At 71.4% G+C, this 18,968-nt stretch carries 11 protein-coding genes, 1 tRNA gene and 1 rRNA gene; 11 read left to right on the forward strand and 2 right to left on the reverse strand.

Going from position 1 to position 18,968, the window contains the following annotated elements:
* Positions 1 to 138: 138 nt before the first annotated feature.
* The 3 genes from rrf to ACFY7H_RS15250 all read left to right on the forward strand — a co-directional run bounded on the left by rrf (position 139) and on the right by ACFY7H_RS15250 (position 1,071).
* Positions 139 to 255, forward strand: a 5S ribosomal RNA gene (gene rrf, locus ACFY7H_RS15240).
* Positions 256 to 260: 5 nt separating this feature from the next.
* Positions 261 to 333, forward strand: a tRNA-Thr gene (locus ACFY7H_RS15245).
* 96 nt (positions 334 to 429) lie between these two features.
* Entirely contained in the window at positions 430 to 1,071 is a 642-nt protein-coding gene (locus tag ACFY7H_RS15250) for a hypothetical protein (RefSeq protein ID WP_388938143.1), read from the forward strand.
* Positions 1,072 to 1,074: 3 nt separating this feature from the next.
* On the opposite strand, the gene ACFY7H_RS15255 is transcribed toward ACFY7H_RS15250, so the two are convergent.
* On the reverse strand, positions 1,075 to 3,597 hold the full coding sequence (locus tag ACFY7H_RS15255; RefSeq protein ID WP_388938145.1) for a SpoIIE family protein phosphatase: 2,523 nt from the start codon (positions 3,595 to 3,597) through the stop codon (positions 1,075 to 1,077).
* Between the two features lie 226 nt (positions 3,598 to 3,823).
* On the opposite strand from ACFY7H_RS15255, the gene ACFY7H_RS15260 reads away from it, so the two are divergent.
* From ACFY7H_RS15260 to ACFY7H_RS15295, 8 genes are all read left to right on the forward strand, one after another.
* On the forward strand, positions 3,824 to 9,325 hold the full coding sequence (locus tag ACFY7H_RS15260; protein WP_388938146.1) for a HAMP domain-containing protein: 5,502 nt from the start codon (positions 3,824 to 3,826) through the stop codon (positions 9,323 to 9,325).
* Between the two features lie 235 nt (positions 9,326 to 9,560).
* Entirely contained in the window at positions 9,561 to 10,241 is a 681-nt protein-coding gene (locus ACFY7H_RS15265; RefSeq protein ID WP_125818620.1) for a two-component system response regulator, read from the forward strand.
* Positions 10,242 to 10,418: 177 nt separating this feature from the next.
* Positions 10,419 to 13,211, forward strand: a complete 2,793-nt coding sequence (locus ACFY7H_RS15270; RefSeq protein WP_388938148.1) for a DNA translocase FtsK — start codon at positions 10,419 to 10,421, stop codon at positions 13,209 to 13,211.
* A gap of 305 nt (positions 13,212 to 13,516) precedes the next feature.
* Positions 13,517 to 14,419 carry a helix-turn-helix domain-containing protein gene (locus ACFY7H_RS15275; protein WP_388938150.1) on the forward strand — a complete coding sequence of 301 codons (903 nt, stop codon included), beginning with the start codon at positions 13,517 to 13,519 and terminating at the stop codon, positions 14,417 to 14,419.
* A 125-nt stretch (positions 14,420 to 14,544) separates the two neighbouring features.
* A complete protein-coding gene (gene rimO / locus ACFY7H_RS15280) occupies positions 14,545 to 16,050 on the forward strand; it encodes a 30S ribosomal protein S12 methylthiotransferase RimO (RefSeq protein WP_388938151.1) in 1,506 nt (501 codons plus the stop codon).
* Positions 16,047 to 16,703, forward strand: coding sequence for a CDP-diacylglycerol--glycerol-3-phosphate 3-phosphatidyltransferase (pgsA, locus tag ACFY7H_RS15285; protein WP_388938153.1), 657 nt, complete (start codon positions 16,047 to 16,049; stop codon positions 16,701 to 16,703). The genes rimO and pgsA overlap by 4 nt, the downstream gene beginning before the upstream one ends.
* 65 nt (positions 16,704 to 16,768) lie before the next feature.
* A complete protein-coding gene (locus tag ACFY7H_RS15290; protein WP_388938154.1) occupies positions 16,769 to 17,269 on the forward strand; it encodes a CinA family protein in 501 nt (166 codons plus the stop codon).
* 109 nt (positions 17,270 to 17,378) lie between these two features.
* A complete protein-coding gene (locus ACFY7H_RS15295; protein ID WP_112451800.1) occupies positions 17,379 to 17,759 on the forward strand; it encodes a helix-turn-helix domain-containing protein in 381 nt (126 codons plus the stop codon).
* Positions 17,760 to 18,179: 420 nt separating this feature from the next.
* Here ACFY7H_RS15295 and ACFY7H_RS15300 read toward each other — a convergent pair whose 3' ends face one another.
* Positions 18,180 to 18,950 carry an SDR family NAD(P)-dependent oxidoreductase gene (locus ACFY7H_RS15300; RefSeq protein WP_388938156.1) on the reverse strand — a complete coding sequence of 257 codons (771 nt, stop codon included), beginning with the start codon at positions 18,948 to 18,950 and terminating at the stop codon, positions 18,180 to 18,182.
* Positions 18,951 to 18,968 lie beyond the last annotated feature (18 nt).

Consider the following 18,968-nt stretch of genomic DNA (forward strand, 5'->3'; position numbering starts at 1 on the left):
CAGATGTGGAAGCCCGGTAACGGGTGGAGCTGACTGGTACTAATAGGCCGAGGGCTTGTCCTCAGTTGCTCGCGTCCACTGTGTTAGTTCTGAAGTAACGAACTCGCCTTGCCGGCTTGAGTTCCAACTTCATAGTGTTTCGGTGGTCATAGCGTTAGGGAAACGCCCGGTTACATTCCGAACCCGGAAGCTAAGCCTTTCAGCGCCGATGGTACTGCAGGGGGGACCCTGTGGGAGAGTAGGACGCCGCCGAACAACCCGCCCTTTTAGCTCAGTCGGTAGAGCGTCTCCATGGTAAGGAGAAGGTCAACGGTTCGATTCCGTTAAAGGGCTCTGACTTGACAAAAAGGCCCCCGCCTCATGGCGGGGGCCTTTTTTGCGTTCTAGTCTCGCCTGCGGCGCGACAGCCCATGAGCAGGGAGAGCGGTAATGCTGGACAACAAGGCGGCCCAGGCCGAATTCGAGCGCGCGTGGAACGACGCCCGGTACAGCCGGGCCGTGCTGCCGCCGGTCGACGTCAACGGCGTCCTGGCGCGGTGGTACGAGACGGACGGCGAGCCGCTCGTCTTCACGGCGGACATGCTCTGGGACATGGAGGTACGGAAGGCTGGCGATCCGGCCGCCTTCATCCCGTACGTCGTGCAGGAGGGCACGGCCACTGCCTGGGTGCCCGGGCGGGAGGACGGAGCCGTCGGGCTCGGCGACGCATTCGTACGGCGCTCGGCCCAGCGGCTGTGGCTGAGGCCCGACGAGTACGGGCTGGTGCTGGAGGAGGTGTACCTCGACCACGAGGAGAAGGTCGTGACCTTCCTCGGCAGGGCCGAGTTCCCCGAGGCGCCGGAAGGCCGGCTGTCCGCCGGGACGGGGCAGCCGCTCTTCCACGTTCAGCACGGAGTCGCCGGTACCGCGGCGCGGCCCACCAACACCTGGCGGATCGTCGTGCTCACGGACGAGCCGGACGAGCGCGTGGTGAAGGTCTTCGAGGAGATGGCGGCCGAGGTGTGGCTGCCGGGCTTCGTGGAGAACTACGCGCGTGACGTCCTCGGCGTCCCGCTCACCCGGAAGGGGTAGGGCTCAGGAACCCTCGCGCTGCTCGGGGACCCGGAAGGCCAGGATCGCCATGTCGTCCGAGGCCGGTTCGGCGGCGAAGCGCTCGACCGCGCGCAGGACCCGGGAGGCGACGGCGCCCGCCGTGAGGCCGGTGCAGGTGGTGAGGACCTCGGCGAGGCCGTCGTCACCGAGCATCCGGGTGCCCTCACGGCGTTCGGTGACGCCGTCCGTGACGCAGAGCAGGACGTCACCCGGTTCCAGGGTCAGGGTCTGCTCGTAGAGATCGAGGTCGTCGATCACGCCGAGCAGCGGCTGCGGTTCCGCCGCCGCGGTGACCTCGCCGTCCGGGCGCAGGCGCAGCGGCAGGGGGTGGCCCGCGCAGACGACCTTCATCAGGGCGCCGCCGTCGGGCTGGGGGTGGAGTTCCCCGTAGAGGAGGGTGAGGAAGCGGCTGCGGACGCCCTCGTCGAGAATGGCCGCGTTGAGCCGCTCCAGCACCGCGGGCCCGCCGAGGCCTTCGCGGGCCAGGAGGCGCAGGGCGTGGCGGGCGAGGCCGGTCACCGCCGCCGCCTCGGGACCCGTACCGCAGACGTCTCCGATGGCGAAGCCGTACGCGCCGTCGCGGATCGGGAAGACGTCGTAGAAGTCGCCGCCCACCTCGTTGCCCTCGCCGGCGGCACGGTAGATGACCTCGACCTCCATGCCGGGGATGGCGGGGGAGCCGGGCGGCAGCAGGCTGCGCTGGAGGGAACGGCTGATGGCGGTGCGCTCGGAGTAGAGGCGGGCGTTGTCGAGGGCGAGGGCGGCCCTGCGGGAGAGGTCGTCGGCGAGTTCGAGGATCTCCTGGCGGAAGTGCTCCCCGGTGGGCTTGCCGAGGGTCAGCATGCCGATCACCCGGTTGCGGGCGAGGAGCGGCAGGACGACGGTCTCCCCGCCGACGGCGGCGGTCGCCGCGGGCCAGGGGCGGGCACCGGCCTCACGGACCGGCTCGGGCGGGCTGACGCGGGAGAGCAGCGCCTTCAGGCCGTCGATGCGCTCCTCGTCCTCGTGCAGGACGTAGGCGAGGTACGGGTCCGAGGCCGGATCGGCGATGGTGTAGACGGCGCACCAGGTGGCGAGCGTCGGGACGGTCATCTGGGCCATGAGGGCCAGGGTCTGGTCCCGGTCGAGGGTGCCGGCGAGCAGGTCGGAGGCCTCGACGAGGAAGGAGAGCGAGCCGCGGCGCAGCCGTTCCAGCTCGCCGAGGCGGGCGGACTCGACGGCGAGGGCGATGCGGTCGGCGGCGAACTGGAGGCGCAGGGCCTCTTCGTTGGTGTACCGGCCGGGGCCCTCCGCCGCGACGCCGAGGGAGCCGGTGAGGCGGCCCTCGACCTTGAGGGGGACGGTGACGACGGAGCGCATGCCGGTGGACTCCAGCAGCGGTACGGCTCCGGGCACGACGGCGAGGTCGTCGTGGACGGCGGGCAGGCGGGCCGAGCCGTAGCGGCTGGTGCCGGCCTCGACGGGTACGCGGGCGAAGCGCTGGCGGGTGGAGGGCAGGCCGGTGGTGGCGCGCACCTCGAGCTCGGTCTCGTCGTCCGTGGCCAGCAGCAGGAAGGCGGCGTCGGCGTCGAGCATGTCACGGGCCCGCTCGACGGTGCGCTGGAGCAGCCCGTCGAGGTCGTCGGGGGCCGGGGAGCCGATGAAGACCTCGAAGGGGTCGGCGGGGCGGGGGTCGCCGTGCTGGCCGTCGGAGGAGGGGACGCGTACGGGGGTCTGGAGCAGGGCGCGCTCGTCGTCGTGCACGAGGAGGCAGACGATGGAGGGCTCGCCGTGGGCGTCGCGGACCCGCAGGTGGGAGGCGTAGACGGGGATGACGCGGCCGTCGGCGCCGCGGATGCCGTAGCTGCCCTCCCAGCGGGACAGGCGCAGGGCCTCGGCGACGCCGGTGGCGGTGCCGGGGGTCTGGGGCCAGGCGGCGATCTCGGCGAGGGGACGGCCGACGGCCTTCTCGGCGGGGTAGCCGAAGATGTGCTCGGCGTCCTCGTTCCAGGCGGAGATGGCGTCGGTGGCGTCGATCTGGAGCACGGCCACGCGGACCCGGCTGTCGGTCAGGGGCAGGAACTGGTCCGGTACGACGGGGCCCGCGGAGCGGGTACCGACCGGCCGGTCCGGGAGGTCGAGGCGGAACCACACGTGTTTGTGGGTGGCGGTGTACTCGACGCCCCAGCGGGTGGCCAGGGCGGCGCACAGCATCAGCCCGCGGCCGCTCTCGCGGTCGGGATCGGCGTACGGGCGCTCGCCGGGGTGCCGCAGCGGCAGCTCGCGCTCGGGGTAGCGGTCGCCGACCTCGACGCGTACGCCGCCCTCGGCACGCAGGCACAGGACCTCGGCCCTGGTTCCGGCGTGGACCACGGCGTTGGTGACGAGCTCGCTGGTCAGTACGACCGCGTCGTCGACGATGTCCGCGAAGCCCCAGCCCTGCAGGGTGTCGCGCACGAACGCGCGGGCGGCGGCGACCGACCGCCCTTGAGGGTCGAAACTGGCAGCCGCCCGTGCCGTGATCACAAGTCTCCTTCGACGCGGTGGGACATCGGATGCCAGGTTACTTACCTTCGCGGGCGCCAGGAGCCGTCGTACGGGATTCCACCCGGAGAGTGCGGAGGGTGTGCGATGGTGCCGAAGTGTTATCGCCGGGTTCGGCCAGGGTGAAACACTGGGCAGGCTTGGAGAGCCGGCTCTTGGACGGTCGGCGTCCGGTGGAACAGCGGTCGACCCTTTCGGGAGGGACACGGTGGAGTCTGGCGCAGCGGTGCGGCGTACGGGAACGCGCCCCAAGGGGGGACGGGCCCGGCGGAACGGGACGACGGAAGTCGATACCGCCGCTCTGAACCGCCTGCTCACGGCCCTGGTGTCGATGCGGGACGGGAATTTCCGCAAGCGGCTGACGGTGTCCGGCGAGGGCGTGATGGCGGAGATCGCCGCCGTCTACAACGAGGTCGCCGACCGCAATCTGCACTTGACCGGGGAGCTGTCCCGGGTCCGGCGGACGGTGGGCCGCGAGGGCAAGCTGAGCGAGCGGCTGGAGACGGGGGCCTGCGAGGGCTCCTGGGCGGCCGCGATCGACGCGGCGAACCAGCTGGTGGACGATCTGGCCCGGCCGGTGTCCGAAGTGGGCCGGGTGCTGTCGGCGGTGGCCGAGGGCGACCTGGACCAGCGGATGGACCTGCGGACGCAGACGTCGGACGGGGTGGGGCATCCGCTGCGCGGAGAGTTCCTGAAGGTCGGGCGTACGGTCAACAACCTGGTCGACCAGCTGTCGGCGTTCACCGACGAGGTGACTCGGGTGGCGCTGGAGGTCGGTACGGAGGGCAAGCTGGGCGGTCAGGCCCAGGTGCGGGGGATGTCCGGTTCGTGGAAGGACCTGACCGACTCCGTCAACACGATGGCGTACCGGCTCACCGCGCAGGTGCGTGACATCGCCCTCGTGACGACGGCGGTCGCCAAGGGTGATTTGTCGCGCAAGGTCACGGTGCACGTGGCCGGCGAGATGCTCCAGCTGAAGAACACCGTGAACACCATGGTGGACCAGCTGTCCTCGTTCTCCTCCGAGGTGACGCGGGTCGCCCGGGAGGTGGGTACGGAGGGCGAGCTGGGCGGCCAGGCGAAGGTGCCCGGGGTCGCGGGCGTGTGGAAGGACCTGACGGACTCCGTCAACACGATGGCGGGGAACCTGACCGCGCAGGTGCGGGGGATCGCGCAGGTGACGACCGCCGTCGCGAACGGCGACCTGTCGCAGAAGGTGCGGGTCAGCGCGCGCGGGGAGGTCGCGCAGCTGGCCGAAACGATCAATCAGATGACGGAGACCCTGCGGACCTTCGCGGACGAGGTCACGCGCGTGGCCAGTGAGGTCGGCGCGAAGGGCCTCCTCGGCGGGCAGGCGCAGGTGCCGGGGGCGGCCGGCACGTGGAAGGACCTCACCGACTCGGTGAACACGGTCTTCCGCAACCTCACCACGCAGGTGCGGGACATCGCCCAGGTGACGACCGCCGTGGCCAACGGCGACCTGTCGCAGAAGGTCACGGTCAACGTGGCCGGGGAGATGCTGGAGTTGAAGAACACCGTCAACACGATGGTGGACCAGCTCCAGTCGTTCGGTGCCGAAGTGACGCGTGTGGCCCGTGAGGTCGGCGTCGAGGGTGAGCTGGGCGGGCAGGCGCAGGTGCCGGGGGCGGCCGGGACCTGGAAGGACCTCACCGACTCGGTGAACACCGCCTTCCGGAATCTCACCGGGCAGGTGCGCAACATCGCCCAGGTGACCACGGCGGTCGCCAACGGCGACCTGTCCCAGAAGGTCACGGTGGACGTCTCGGGCGAGATGCTCCAGCTGAAGAACACCGTGAACACGATGGTGGACCAGCTGTCCTCCTTCGCCGACCAGGTCACGCGGATGGCGCGGGACGTGGGCACGGAGGGCAGGCTCGGCGGCCAGGCCCGGGTCGAGGGGGTCTCCGGCACCTGGAAGGAGCTGACCGACTCGGTCAACTTCATGGCCGGGAACCTGACCTCGCAGGTGCGTCAGATCGCCCAGGTGACGACGGCGGTGGCGCGCGGCGACCTGTCGCAGAAGATCGACGTGGACGCCCGGGGCGAGATCCTGGAGCTGAAGAACACCATCAACACGATGGTCGACCAGCTCTCCGCCTTCGCGGAGCAGGTGACCCGGGTGGCCCGGGACGTGGGTACGGAGGGGCGCCTGGGCGGCCAGGCGCAGGTGCCCGGTGTGGCCGGGGTGTGGCGTGACCTGACGGACTCCGTCAACGGCATGGCCGGGAACCTGACCTCGCAGGTCCGCAACATCGCGCAGGTCGCGACGGCGGTGGCGCGCGGCGACCTGTCGCAGAAGATCGACGTGGACGCCCGGGGCGAGATCCTGGAGCTGAAGAACACCCTGAACACGATGGTCGACCAGCTGTCGAACTTCGCCGAGCAGGTGACGCGGGTGGCCCGCGAGGTGGGCACCGAGGGCATCCTGGGCGGTCAGGCCGAGGTCAAGGGCGTCTCGGGCACCTGGAAGGACCTCACCCAGTCCGTCAACTTCATGGCGAACAACCTGACCTCGCAGGTGCGCAACATCGCCGAGGTGACCACCGCCGTCGCCATGGGCGACCTGTCCAAGAAGATCACGGTCGACGCCAAGGGCGAGATCCTGGAACTGGTCACCACGGTCAACACGATGGTGGACCAGCTGTCGTCGTTCGCGGAGCAGGTGACGCGGGTGGCGCGCGAGGTGGGCACCGAGGGCATCCTCGGCGGCCAGGCGCGGGTGCGCGGGGTCACCGGCATCTGGAAGGACCTCAGCGACAACGTCAACACCATGGCCGGGAACCTGACGGCGCAGGTGCGCGGGATCGCGCAGGTGTCGGCGGCCGTCGCCAACGGCGATCTGACGAAGAAGGTCACCGTCGAGGCGCGCGGCGAGGTCGCGCAGCTCGCGGACACCGTCAACACGATGGTGAAGACCCTGTCCTCCTTCGCGGACGAGGTCACGCGGGTGGCGCGCGAGGTGGGTACGGAGGGGCGCCTGGGCGGCCAGGCGCACGTCCCCGGGGTCTCCGGGACGTGGAAGGACCTCACCGACTCGGTGAACTTCATGGCGTCCAACCTCACCGGGCAGGTGCGGCAGATCGCCATGGTCACGACCGCCATCGCCAAGGGCGACATGACCAAGAAGATCGACATCGACGCCCGGGGGGAGATCCTGGAGCTGAAGACGACCATCAACACGATGGTCGACCAGCTGTCCTCCTTCGCCGACCAGGTGACGCGGGTGGCGCGCGAGGTGGGTACCGAGGGCATCCTCGGCGGCCAGGCGCGGGTGCGGGACGTGGACGGCACCTGGCGGGACCTCACCGAGTCCGTGAACGAGATGGCCGGCAACCTCACCCGGCAGGTGCGCGCGATCGCGGCCGTGGCCACCGCGGTCACCCGGGGCGACCTGAGCCTGAAGGTCGACGTGGACGCGGCGGGCGAGATCCAGGTGCTCCAGGACAACATCAACACGATGATCGTGAACCTTCGCGACACCACCCTGGCCAACAAGGAGCAGGACTGGCTCAAGGGCAACCTCGCCCGCATCTCGGCCCTGATGCAGGGCCGCCGGGACCTGGACGACGTGGCCTCGCTGATCATGAGCGAGCTGACCCCGGTGGTCTCCGCGCAGCACGGGGCGTTCTTCCTCGCCGTACCGGCGGGCGGGACGAGCGAGATCGGGACGGACGGCACCGCGGAGGGCTCGTACGAGCTGCGGATGCGCGGGAGTTACGCGTACGCGGGCGCCCAGATGCCCATCTCCTTCCGGCCGGGCGAGGGACTGATCGGCACGGTCGCCGAGGAGAAGCGGACGATCCTCGTCGAGAACACCCCGCCCGGCTACCTGAAGATCTCCTCGGGGCTGGGCGAGGCGCCGCCGGCGCACGTGATCGTGCTGCCGGTGCTGTTCGAGGGGAAGGTGCTCGGCGTCATCGAGCTGGCGTCGTTCACGGGGTTCACGCAGATTCAGAAGGACTTCCTGAGCCAGATCGCCGAGATGATCGGTACGAGCGTCAACACCATCTCCGTGAACTCCAAGACGGAGATGCTGCTCAAGCAGTCGCAGGAGATGACCGAGCAGCTGCGCGAGCGCTCCGACGAACTGGAGAACCGGCAGAAGGCCCTCCAGGCCGCCAACGCGGAACTGGAGGAGAAGGCCGAGCTGCTGGCCCAGCAGAACCGGGACATCGAGGTGAAGAACACCGAGATCGAGGAGGCCCGGCAGGTGCTGGAGGAGCGGGCCGAGCAGCTGGCGGTCTCGATGCGGTACAAGAGCGAGTTCCTCGCGAACATGTCGCACGAGCTGCGCACCCCGCTGAACTCGCTGCTGATCCTGGCGAAGCTGCTCGCCGACAACGCGGACGAGAACCTCTCGCCGAAGCAGGTGGAGTTCGCGGAGACCATCCACGGCGCGGGCTCGGACCTGCTCCAGCTGATCAACGACATCCTCGATCTGTCGAAGGTCGAGGCGGGGAAGATGGACGTCTCGCCGACGCGGATCGCGCTGGTCCAGCTCGTGGACTACGTGGAGGCCACGTTCCGGCCGCTGACCGCGGAGAAGGGACTGGACTTCTCGGTACGGGTCTCCCCGGAGCTGCCCGCGACGCTGCACACCGACGAGCAGCGGCTGCTCCAGGTGTTGCGCAACCTGCTGTCGAACGCGGTGAAGTTCACCGACAACGGGGCGGTGGAGCTGGTGATCCGGCCCGCCGGGTCGGACGTGCCGACGGCCATCCGGGAGCAGCTGCTGGAGGCGGGGTCGCTGCGGGACGCGGACGCCGACCTGATCGCCTTCTCCGTGACCGACACGGGGATCGGCATCGCGGCGAGCAAGATGCTGGTGATCTTCGAGGCGTTCAAGCAGGCCGACGGCACCACCAGCCGCAAGTACGGCGGTACGGGCCTGGGGCTGTCGATCAGCCGGGAGATCGCCCGGCTGCTGGGCGGGGAGATCCACGCGGCCAGCGAGCCCGGGCGGGGGTCGACCTTCACGCTGTACCTGCCGCTGCACCCGAGCGAGCTGCCGCCGCAGGGTTACGCCCCGCCGACGCCCGGCGGGGCGCGCGGGGAGTACCGCAGGGCGGCGGAGGAGGAGCCGTTCGCCGCGCAGCCGCTGCCGGCGGCTCCGCCGGCGCCGCTGGGCGCGGCTCAGCCGCAGCAGGCGCTGCCGGTGGCGGAGGCGGCCGCTCCGGGCTCGCCGGCGCTGTTCCGGCGCCGGCGCAGGCCGCTGACGGGCCCGGCGCCGCGCACCGAGGTGCCGGGGCAGCCCGGGGGTGACGCCTGGGACGTGGAGGAGCCGCTGCCGGTGGCGCCCCGTACGTACGACTTCCACGGTGAGCGGGTGCTGATCGTGGACGACGACGTGCGGAACGTCTTCGCGCTGACGAGCGTGCTGGAGCAGCACGGGCTGGCGGTGCTGTACGCGGAGAACGGCCGGGAGGGCATCGAGGTTCTGGAGCAGCACGACGACGTGGCGGTGGTGCTGATGGACATCATGATGCCGGAGATGGACGGGTACGCGACGACCTCGGCGATCCGGCGGATGCCGCAGTTCGCGGGGCTGCCGATCATCGCGCTGACGGCCAAGGCGATGAAGGGGGACCGGGAGAAGGCCATCGACTCCGGGGCTTCCGACTACGTCACGAAGCCGGTCGAGCCCGACTACCTGCTGACGGTCATGGAACAGCACATGCGCGGAGACTGATCGGAGTGCCGGGCGCGGGGGGAGGCCGGGAGGGGAACCTTTGGGCCTCCCCTCACGTTTCCGCTACGTGCACAGTGACATCTTGGTGACAGGGTGTGGCGATCTCGGGACTGGGGCTACGATGACCGGCACAAGGACGGACGGCGCAAGGATGCCGTCCTCTGGGGCGGGGCCCGGCGCGCACGCCGGCGCCAGGAGCCGGGGAGGCCCCATGCCGGGGCGAGGAGGACAGGGCATGGTGCAGAAGGCCAAGATCCTCCTGGTCGACGACCGGCCGGAGAATCTGCTGGCGCTGGAGGCCATCCTCTCCGCGCTCGATCAGACACTGGTCCGGGCGTCGTCGGGGGAGGAAGCGCTCAAAGCGCTGCTGACGGACGATTTCGCGGTCATCCTGCTGGATGTCCAGATGCCGGGCATGGACGGGTTCGAAACGGCCGCGCACATCAAGCGGCGCGAACGGACCCGGGACATCCCGATCATCTTCCTCACCGCGATCAACCACGGTCCGCACCACACCTTCCGCGGTTACGCGGCGGGTGCGGTGGACTACATCTCCAAGCCGTTCGACCCGTGGGTGCTGCGCGCCAAGGTGTCCGTGTTCGTGGAGCTCTACACCAAGAACTGCCAGCTGCGGGAGCAGGCGGCCCTGCTCCGTCTCCAGCTGGAGGGCGGCGGTACGAACGGCGACGGCGGCAGGGAGACGGCCGGGCTGCTGGCCGAGCTCTCCGCGCGGCTGGCGGCGGTCGAGGAACAGGCCGAGGCGCTGACCAAGCAGCTCGGCGAGGATTCGGCGGACGCCGGGGTGGTGGCGACGGCCGCCCACCTGGAGCGGAAGCTGACCGGGCTGCGGCGGGCGCTGGACGCGCTGGAGCCCGGAGCCAGTGGCGGAGCGGCGGTCCTGCCCGCGCAGGGCTGAGGCGCCGGGCCGCCCGCCGCCCCGCCGCCCCCGGTGGTGAAACGGCCCGCCGGGGAGCCCCGCTGGGTGTCCGTCAGTTCTGTCGCGGAGTCAGAGCGCCCGCGGGCGGGGCGACACGAACGGGTGAAGGGGTGGGCACGCGTGTCCACCGGGGTGCGCCCGGGTAACCTCGGGCCCATGGCCTCACGTACGTCCGGCAAGGGTTCCCAGAGCACGGCGGGCACCGCGAAGGGCCGCACCGGCCGTACGACGGAGCCGGCCAAGAAGGCGGCCCCGCGTAAGCCCCCCGCGAAGAAGGCCGCCGCGGCCAGGCGTCCCCCGGCGAAGAAGGCCGCCGCCAAGCCGGCGCCGACGCCGACCGGGGGAGTGGTGCGGCTGGTCCGCTGGTGCTGGCTCGCGGTCGCGCACGCGGTCGGCGGGCTCTTCCGCGGGCTCGGCCGGGGGGCCAGGAACCTGGATCCGGCCCACCGCAAGGACGGGGTGGCGCTGCTGCTGCTCGCCCTCGCGCTGATCGTCGCCGCCGGAACCTGGTCGAGTCCGAGCGGGCCCGTCGGTGACCTGGTCACGATGCTGGTCACCGGGGCCTTCGGGCGGCTGGACCTGCTGGTGCCGATCCTGCTGGGGGTCATGGCGGTACGACTCATCCGCCACCCCGAGCAGACCGACGCCAACGGGCGCATCGGGATCGGCCTGTCCGCCCTCGCCATCGGCGTCCTCGGGCTGGTGCACATCGCCTGCGGGGCGCCCGGCCGGGACGAGGGCACCACCGCCATGCAGAACGCGGGCGGGCTGATCGGCTGGGGTGCCTCCAAGCCGCTGATCTTCACCATGGGGGCGCCGCTGGCCGTGCCCATGCTGGTGCTGCTGACGGTCTTCGGGCTGCTGGTGGTCACCGCCACCCCCGTCGCCGCGATCCCGCAGCGGCTGCGCCGCCTGGGGATCCGGCTGGGGGTCATCCAGCCCAACGAGTACGACGAGGGGTACGGGGAGCACGAGGCCGCCGGGCGGTCCGACCGGCAGGACCGCCATGACCCGGGACAGTGGCAGGCCCGCGCCGGCGGCACCGGTGGCGGGGTGGACGAGGCCGAGGAAGCGGCCCTGGCGCGGCGGCGCCGGCCCCGGCGGAGCGCCGAGCGGCCGGGCGAGCGGGAGCCGGACGCCGTCGACGTGGCCGCGGCGGCCGCGGCCGCGCTCGACGGGGTGGTCTACGGAGGGCTGCCGCCGAACCCGCTGGTCGCCGATCTCACCCAGGGCATCGCCGCCCGGGGGGAGGGGGCGGAGGTCACCGCTCCGGTGCCGCCCGCCCGGGAGGAGCGGCCCGTCCCCGCTTCCGCTTCCGCCCCCGCCGCGGCTGCGGCTCCGGCGGACGACTCCGACTCGCCGCACGAGCGCACCGCGGCGGCGTCCGGGACGCTGGCGGTGCCGGACCTGACGAAGACGCCGCCGGCGGCCCAGCCGCTGCCGCCGCGCGCCGAACAGCTCCAGCTGCGCGGGGACATCACGTACGCGCTGCCCTCGCTGGACCTGCTGGAGAAGGGCGGGCCCGGCAAGACCCGCAGCGCCGCCAACGACACGGTGGTGGCCGCGCTGACGAACGTGTTCACCGAGTTCAAGGTGGACGCGCAGGTCACCGGCTTCACCCGGGGCCCGACGGTCACGCGCTACGAGGTGACGCTCGGCGCCGCGGTGAAGGTCGAGCGGATCACGGCGCTGGCGAAGAACATCGCCTACGCCGTGGCCTCCCCGGACGTACGGATCATCAGCCCCATCCCGGGCAAGTCGGCCGTGGGCATCGAGATCCCGAACACCGACCGCGAGATGGTCAACCTGGGCGACGTCCTGCGGCTCGCGGACGCCGCCGAGGACGACCACCCCATGCTGGTCGCGCTCGGCAAGGACGTCGAGGGCGGCTACGTGATGGCCAACCTCGCGAAGATGCCGCACGTGCTGGTCGCGGGCGCCACCGGCTCCGGCAAGTCCTCCTGCATCAACTGCCTGATCACCTCGATCATGGTGCGGGCCACCCCGGAGGACGTCCGGATGGTCCTGGTCGACCCGAAGCGGGTGGAGCTGACGGCGTACGAGGGCATCCCGCACCTGATCACGCCGATCATCACCAACCCCAAGCGGGCCGCGGAGGCCCTCCAGTGGGTCGTGCGCGAGATGGACCTGCGGTACGACGACCTGGCCGCCTTCGGCTACCGGCACATCGACGACTTCAACCAGGCCATCCGGGACGGCAAGATCAAGCTGCCGCCGGGCAGCGAGCGGGAGCTCAGCCCCTACCCGTACCTGCTGGTGATCGTCGACGAGCTCGCGGACCTGATGATGGTGGCCCCGCGCGACGTAGAGGACTCGATCGTCCGCATCACCCAGCTGGCCCGTGCGGCCGGCATCCACCTGGTGCTCGCCACCCAGCGGCCCTCGGTGGACGTGGTGACCGGTCTGATCAAGGCGAACGTGCCCTCGCGGCTGGCCTTCGCGACCTCCTCCCTCGCGGACAGCCGGGTCATCCTGGACCAGCCCGGCGCGGAGAAGCTGATCGGCAAGGGTGACGGCCTGTTCCTGCCGATGGGCGCGAACAAGCCGGTCCGCCTCCAGGGCGCCTTCGTCACCGAGGACGAGATCGCCGGGATCGTCCAGCACTGCAAGGACCAGATGGCGCCCGTCTTCCGGGACGACGTCACGGTGGGGCAGAAGCAGAAGAAGGAGATCGACGAGGAGATCGGCGACGACCTGGACCTGCTGTGCCAGGCGGCGGAGCTGGTGGTCTCCACCCAGTTCGGCTCCACCTCGATGCTCCAGCGCAAGCTGCGGGTGGGCTTCGCCAAGGCGGGGCGGCTCATGGACCTGATGGAGTCCCGGGGGGTCGTCGGGCCGAGCGAGGGTTCCAAGGCGCGCGACGTGCTGGTCAAGCCCGACGAGCTCGACGGGGTGCTCGCCGTCATCCGCGGCGAGGAGGCCCCGTAGGACACCGGGAGTCGCCGGGGGCTTCCCGAGCCCCCGGGGGCCCCGCCGTCGGGGGGCTCGTGGGCGGTCCGGTAGAACGGGGGTCCGGCCGTCTCACCCGACCGAATGGGATCGTGGCCGTATCGTCACCGGATCCGACGGCAACCGTTTCCCCAGGGCGTGCGTCAAGTTGAGGGAGGCACAGGCGGCCGGTTTCCCTCGCCATTCGGATGGCGTAGGAAGGGGCCCCTCCGGTTGCCCCACCCTTTCGTCACCCCCCTAGACTGGACATCCAGCAGGTGGCTACACGCTCGAAAGGCGCCCTTGTGTCCATCGGCAAATCCAACTCCCCCGAAGAAGAGCGGACTTCGGCCGACGTCCGGTCCGAGGACCGGTCCGAGGACCGCATCGTCGAGCGCTCCGTCGAAGAGCCGTCCATCGGGACGGCCCTGAAGAAGGCCCGGATCGCCGCCGGGCTCACCGTCGACGAGGTCAGTTCCACCACCCGCGTGCGCATCCCGATCGTGCACGCGATCGAGGAGGACGACTTCACGCGGTGCGGCGGCGACGTGTACGCCCGCGGCCACATCCGTACGCTCGCCCGCGCCGTCCACCTCGATCCGGTACCCCTGGTCGACAGGTACGACGCGGCCCACGGCGGCCGGCCGGCACCCACCCCCGCCGCGCCCATGTTCGAAGCCGAGCGCATCCGCCCCGAGCGGCAGCGGCCCAACTGGACCGCCGCCATGGTCGCCGCCATCGTCGCGGTCATCGGCTTCGTGGGCTTCACCGCCTTCGGCGGCGGCGACGAGTCGGCCAAGCGACCGCTGGCGGAAGGTTCCGCCTCCCCGAAGCCCGCGCCCAAGCAGTCCGCGGGCAAGCAGCCGGCCGCCCCGACCCCCCAGGCCACCACGCCCAAGCCGGAGGACAGCGCCATCGCCGTCGCTCCGAAGGGCGTCGTCACCGTCGTCCTGACGGCCGATGTCGGCGAGAGCTGGATCTCCGCGAAGGACAGCACCGGCCGGCTCCTCTTCGACGGCACCCTCACGCAGGGCGAGTCGAAGACCTTCACGGACAAGGAGTCCGTCGACCTCGTCCTCGGTGACGCCGGAGCCGTCAAGCTGTTCGTGAACGGCAAGGAGATCAAGGAGAGGTTCGAGTCGGGTCAGGTCGAACGTCTCACCTACACCAAGGACGATCCGCGCCAGGGGCAGGCCCAGGCGGGCTGACCAGCACGGAAGGTAAAATTCCAGATCCCCGGGATCCCGCGCGGCGGCCGCCGCCGGCCCCGGGGATCTTGTCGTGGGGGGGACGCGGGCGGGGGCCGGCGCCGGGACGAAGTAGTCTTGAGTCCATGCCCGAACGCCGTACCGTCGCCCTTGTCACTCTTGGCTGCGCCCGTAACGAGGTGGACTCGGAGGAGCTCGCAGGCCGCCTGGCGGCGGATGGCTGGGAGCTCGTCGAGGACGCCGCCGACGCGGACGTAGCCGTCGTCAACACCTGCGGCTTCGTCGAAGCCGCCAAGAAGGACTCCGTAGACGCCCTGCTGGAAGCCAACGATCTCAAGGATCACGGCAAGACCCAGGCCGTCGTCGCCGTCGGCTGCATGGCCGAGCGCTACGGCAAGGAACTCGCCGAAGCGCTCCCCGAGGCCGACGGAGTCCTCGGCTTCGACGACTACGCCGACATCTCCAACCGCCTCCAGACCATCCTCAGCGGTGGCAGCGTCGAGGCGCACACCCCGCGCGACCGGCGCCAGCTGCTGCCGATCAGCCCGGCCGAGCGCCAGAGCGCCGACGTGGCGCTGCCCGGCCACGCGCAGGCGGCCCCCGAGGAGCCCGCGTCGGCCCCCGCCGACCTGCCGGACGGGCTCGCGCCCGCCTCCGGGCCGCGCGCGCCGCTGCGCCGCCGCCTGGACAAGAGCCCGGTCGCCTCCGTGAAGCTCGCCTCCGGCTGTGACCGCCGCTGTTCCTTCTGCGCCATCCCGTCCTTCCGCGGCTCCTTCATCTCGCGCCGCCCCAGCGACGTGCTGGGCGAGACGCGCTGGCTCGCGGAGCAGGGCGTCAAGGAGATCATGCTGGTCTCCGAGAACAACACCTCGTACGGCAAGGACCTGGGCGACATCCGCCTGCTGGAGACCCTGCTGCCCGAGCTGGCCGCCGTCGACGGCATCGAGCGCGTCCGCGTCAGCTACCTCCAGCCCGCCGAGATGCGGCCCGGGCTGATCGACGTCCTCACCTCGACCCCCAAGGTCGTGCCGTACTTCGACCTGTCCTTCCAGCACTCGGCCCCCGACGTGCTGCGCGCCATGCGCCGCTTCGGCGACACCGACCGCTTCCTGGAGCTGCTGGACACCATCCGCTCCAAGGCCCCGCAGGCCGGTGTGCGGTCCAACTTCATCGTCGGCTTCCCCGGTGAGAAGGAGTCGGACTTCGCCGAGCTGGAGCGTTTCCTCACGCACGCGCGGCTCGACGCCATCGGCGTCTTCGGCTACTCCGACGAGGACGGCACCGAGGCCGCCGGCTACGACGGCAAGCTGGACGAGGACACCATCGCCGAGCGGCTCGCGCACATGCAGCGGCTCGCCGAGGAGCTGACCTCGCAGCGCGCGGAGGAGCGGATCGGCGAGACCCTCGAGGTGCTCGTGGAGACGGTCGTCCCGCTCGACGAGGCGGAGGACGGCGAGGGCGCCTACGGGCGTGCCGCGCACCAGGCCCCCGAGACCGACGGGCAGGTCGTCTTCACCGACGGCGCGGGCCTGGTCCCCGGGCGCATCGTCACCGCCAAGGTGGTCGGGACCCTGGGCGTCGACCTCGTCGCCGAGCCCCTGGGCGTGGAACTCGAGGAGGCGGCCGGATGACCGGAGTCCCGGCATCGGCGGCGGGCGGGACCGGCCGTCGGCCCACGCCCGGCACGAAGCTCGGGACTGCGGCCGTCAACCAGGCCAGCCTGTGGAACATCGCCAACATCCTGACGATGATCCGGCTCGTCCTCGTGCCGGGATTCGTCCTGCTGCTGCTCGCCGACGGGGGCTACGACCCCGTCTGGCGGGTGCTGGCCTGGGCGGCCTTTGCCGTCGCCATGATCACGGACATCTTCGACGGGCACCTGGCGAGGACGTACAACCTGGTCACGGACTTCGGGAAGATCGCCGACCCCATCGCCGACAAGGCGATCATGGGGTCGGCGCTCGTGTGTCTCTCGTGGCTGGGTGAGCTGCCCTGGTGGGTGACCGGGGTGATCCTCGGGCGCGAGCTCGGCATCACGCTCATGCGGTTCTGGGTGATCCGGTACGGGGTGATCCCGGCGAGCCGGGGCGGCAAGCTGAAGACCCTGGCCCAGGGCACGGCGGTGGGCATGTACGTCCTCGCGCTGACCGGGCCGCTCGCGACCCTGCGGTTCTGGGTGATGGCCGTCGCCGTGGTGCTGACCGTCGTCACCGGTTTGGATTACATCCGGCAGGCCGTGGTGCTGCGCCGGGCGGGTCTGGCGGCGGAGCGGACCGCGAAGTGACACACGGGGCGGGGGAGGCGCCGGAGGCCGCGGAACCGGCGGAAGGCGCCGGGGGAGCGGCGGCGGTGGCCGAAGACGTGCTGCGGCTGCTTGCGGAGAGTGACCAGACCCTGGCGGTCGCGGAGTCGCTGACCGGCGGAATGGTGGCTGCGGAGCTGACGGCGGTGCCGGGGGCCTCGCGCGCCTTCCGCGGCTCGGTGACGGCGTACGCCACGGAACTGAAGCACCGCGTCCTCGGGGTGGACGCGGAGCTGCTCGCGGCCGAAGGCGCGGTGAACGCGCAGGTCGCGGAGGAGATGGCCGCCGGAGTGCGGCGGGTGCTGGGTGCCTCGTGGGGGATCGCGACGACCGGAGTGGCCGGACCCGACCCCCAGGACGGGCAGCCGGTGGGCACCGTCTTCATCGCCGTGGCGGGCCCGGCGGGCAGGAAAACGGCTCGGCTGCGGTTGAACGGCTCCCGTGCGGAAATCCGTAGGGAGAGCGCACGGACAGTGCTCGAACTCCTCTCGAGCGAACTCCGCGAGAATCCGCGGGGGCAGGATACGGAACAGAACGGGGGGATTTGATGTTTGCAGCCCTGAGTGAACACGACATCGCTCCCCGCACGGCCGCGGCGCGAGGCGGTACGGTGGGGCGTGAAGGTTACGGCTACACGGTCAGAGGAGGGAGCCACCGATGATTCTGCTCCGTCGCCTGCTGGGTGACGTGCTGCGTCGGCAGCGCCAGCGCCAGGGCCGTACTCTGCGCGAAGTCTCCTCGTCCGCCCGAGTTTCGCTCGGCTATCTCTCCGAGGTGGAGCGGGGGCAGAAGGAGGCATCCTCCGAGCTGCTCTCCGCGATCTGCGACGCGCTGGACGTACGGATGTCCGAGCTGATGCGCGAAGTCAGTGACGAGCTGTCGCTGGCGGAGCTTGCGCAGTCGGCCGCCGCAAGCGAACCGGTGTCGGCACCGGTGCGCCCGATGCTCAATTCGGTCTCCGTGGCCTCGGTCACGGGCGGGCCGGAGCGGGTGACCATCAAGGCACCCGTGGAAGCGGTGAACGTCGTAGCCGCTTGAGCGTGCCGTTGGTACGTGTGCGTGGCGGGAGCCCCGGATGGTGCGTCGAGCACCGGCCGGGGCTCTTTGCCGTTCCGGGGGTGCGCGGTGTCCCCGGAGCCCCTGGGAGCCCTTGCGGGGCTGCGGGCGGGCGTTCTGGGTGCGGGCGGGGGGAGGGTGCGGGAGGATGGGCCCGTCGGGGAACTGCCCCCTGGGAGGTGGCCGTGCGGCGGTTGCTGCGCATACCTGTCCCGGTGCTCCTCGCCCTGGTGGTGGCGGCGCTGTGGTGGTGGGCCGTACTGAGGCTCGCGCTGGCGCCGGCCGAGGCGGGCCCGGTGGAGGGCGCGATGGCGGTCGGCGGCTGGGGCCTGGGGCTGCTGCCGGTGCACTGCGTGCCCGCACCCGTGCGCGGGGCCGGCCGGGCGCGGTCCGGAGCGGGCGCTACCAGGGCATCGACACCCCGCCGTTCGGGCGCAGGATCTGGCCCGTCATGAAGGACGAGGCGTCGCAGGCGAGGTAGAGCACGGCCTGGGCGACGTCCTCCGCTTCCCCGACCCGGCGCAGCGGCGACATGCGGGCCATGGCGGCCTCGGTCCGCCGCTGCACCTCGGGGCCGTGGCGGCCGGTCATGGGGGTGCGGATCCAGCCCGGTGCGACGGCGTTCACGCGGATCCCGTGCGGGCCGCATTCGGTGGCCAGGGTCCGGGTCAGCTGCACCACGGCGGCCTTGGCGGCGCTGTAGCAGAGCAGGCCCGGCTGGGCGGCGTCCACGGCGCCGGAGGCCATGGTCACGACCGACCCGGGGCGGCCGGCGGAGATCATGGCGCGGACGGCCTCCTGGCAGGTGCGCAGCACTCCCTTGAAGTTGACGTCCAGGATCCGGTCGAGGTCCTCATCGGTGGTCTCCAGGACGCTGCTGGTGTGCATGACCCCGGCGATGGCGGCGACGACGTCGAGCGGCCCGGCGGCGGCGACGGCGGTGCGCAGGGCGGCCCGGTCGGTCACGTCGAGGGGGTGGACGGTGGCGGCACCCCCGTCCTCGGCGATCAGGGAGGCGGTCCCGGCGAGACCCCGCTCGTCGCGGTCGGCGCAGTGGACGGCGGCTCCGGCCCTGGCGAGGAGGAGGGCGGTGGCGCGGCCTATGCCGCTGGCGGCTCCCGTGACGAGCGCGGTGCGGCCGGTGAGGTCGTACGGGGCGATCGGTGTGGGCATGCCAGGACGGTACGAGTG

The organism is Streptomyces sp. NPDC012794 (assembly GCF_042901085.1).
Classification (GTDB): Bacteria; Actinomycetota; Actinomycetes; order Streptomycetales; family Streptomycetaceae; genus Streptomyces.

Coding starts and splice junctions, on each gene's coding strand:
- ACFY7H_RS15250 (WP_388938143.1), top strand. CDS start 430: ATGCTGGACAACAAGGCGGCCCAGGCCGAATTCGAGCGCGCGTGGAAC.
- ACFY7H_RS15265 (WP_125818620.1), top strand. CDS start 9,561: ATGGTGCAGAAGGCCAAGATCCTCCTGGTCGACGACCGGCCGGAGAAT.
- ACFY7H_RS15270 (WP_388938148.1), top strand. CDS start 10,419: ATGGCCTCACGTACGTCCGGCAAGGGTTCCCAGAGCACGGCGGGCACC.
- rimO (WP_388938151.1), top strand. CDS start 14,545: ATGCCCGAACGCCGTACCGTCGCCCTTGTCACTCTTGGCTGCGCCCGT.
- pgsA (WP_388938153.1), top strand. CDS start 16,047: ATGACCGGAGTCCCGGCATCGGCGGCGGGCGGGACCGGCCGTCGGCCC.
- ACFY7H_RS15295 (WP_112451800.1), top strand. CDS start 17,379: ATGATTCTGCTCCGTCGCCTGCTGGGTGACGTGCTGCGTCGGCAGCGC.
- ACFY7H_RS15300 (WP_388938156.1), bottom strand. CDS start 18,950: ATGCCCACACCGATCGCCCCGTACGACCTCACCGGCCGCACCGCGCTC.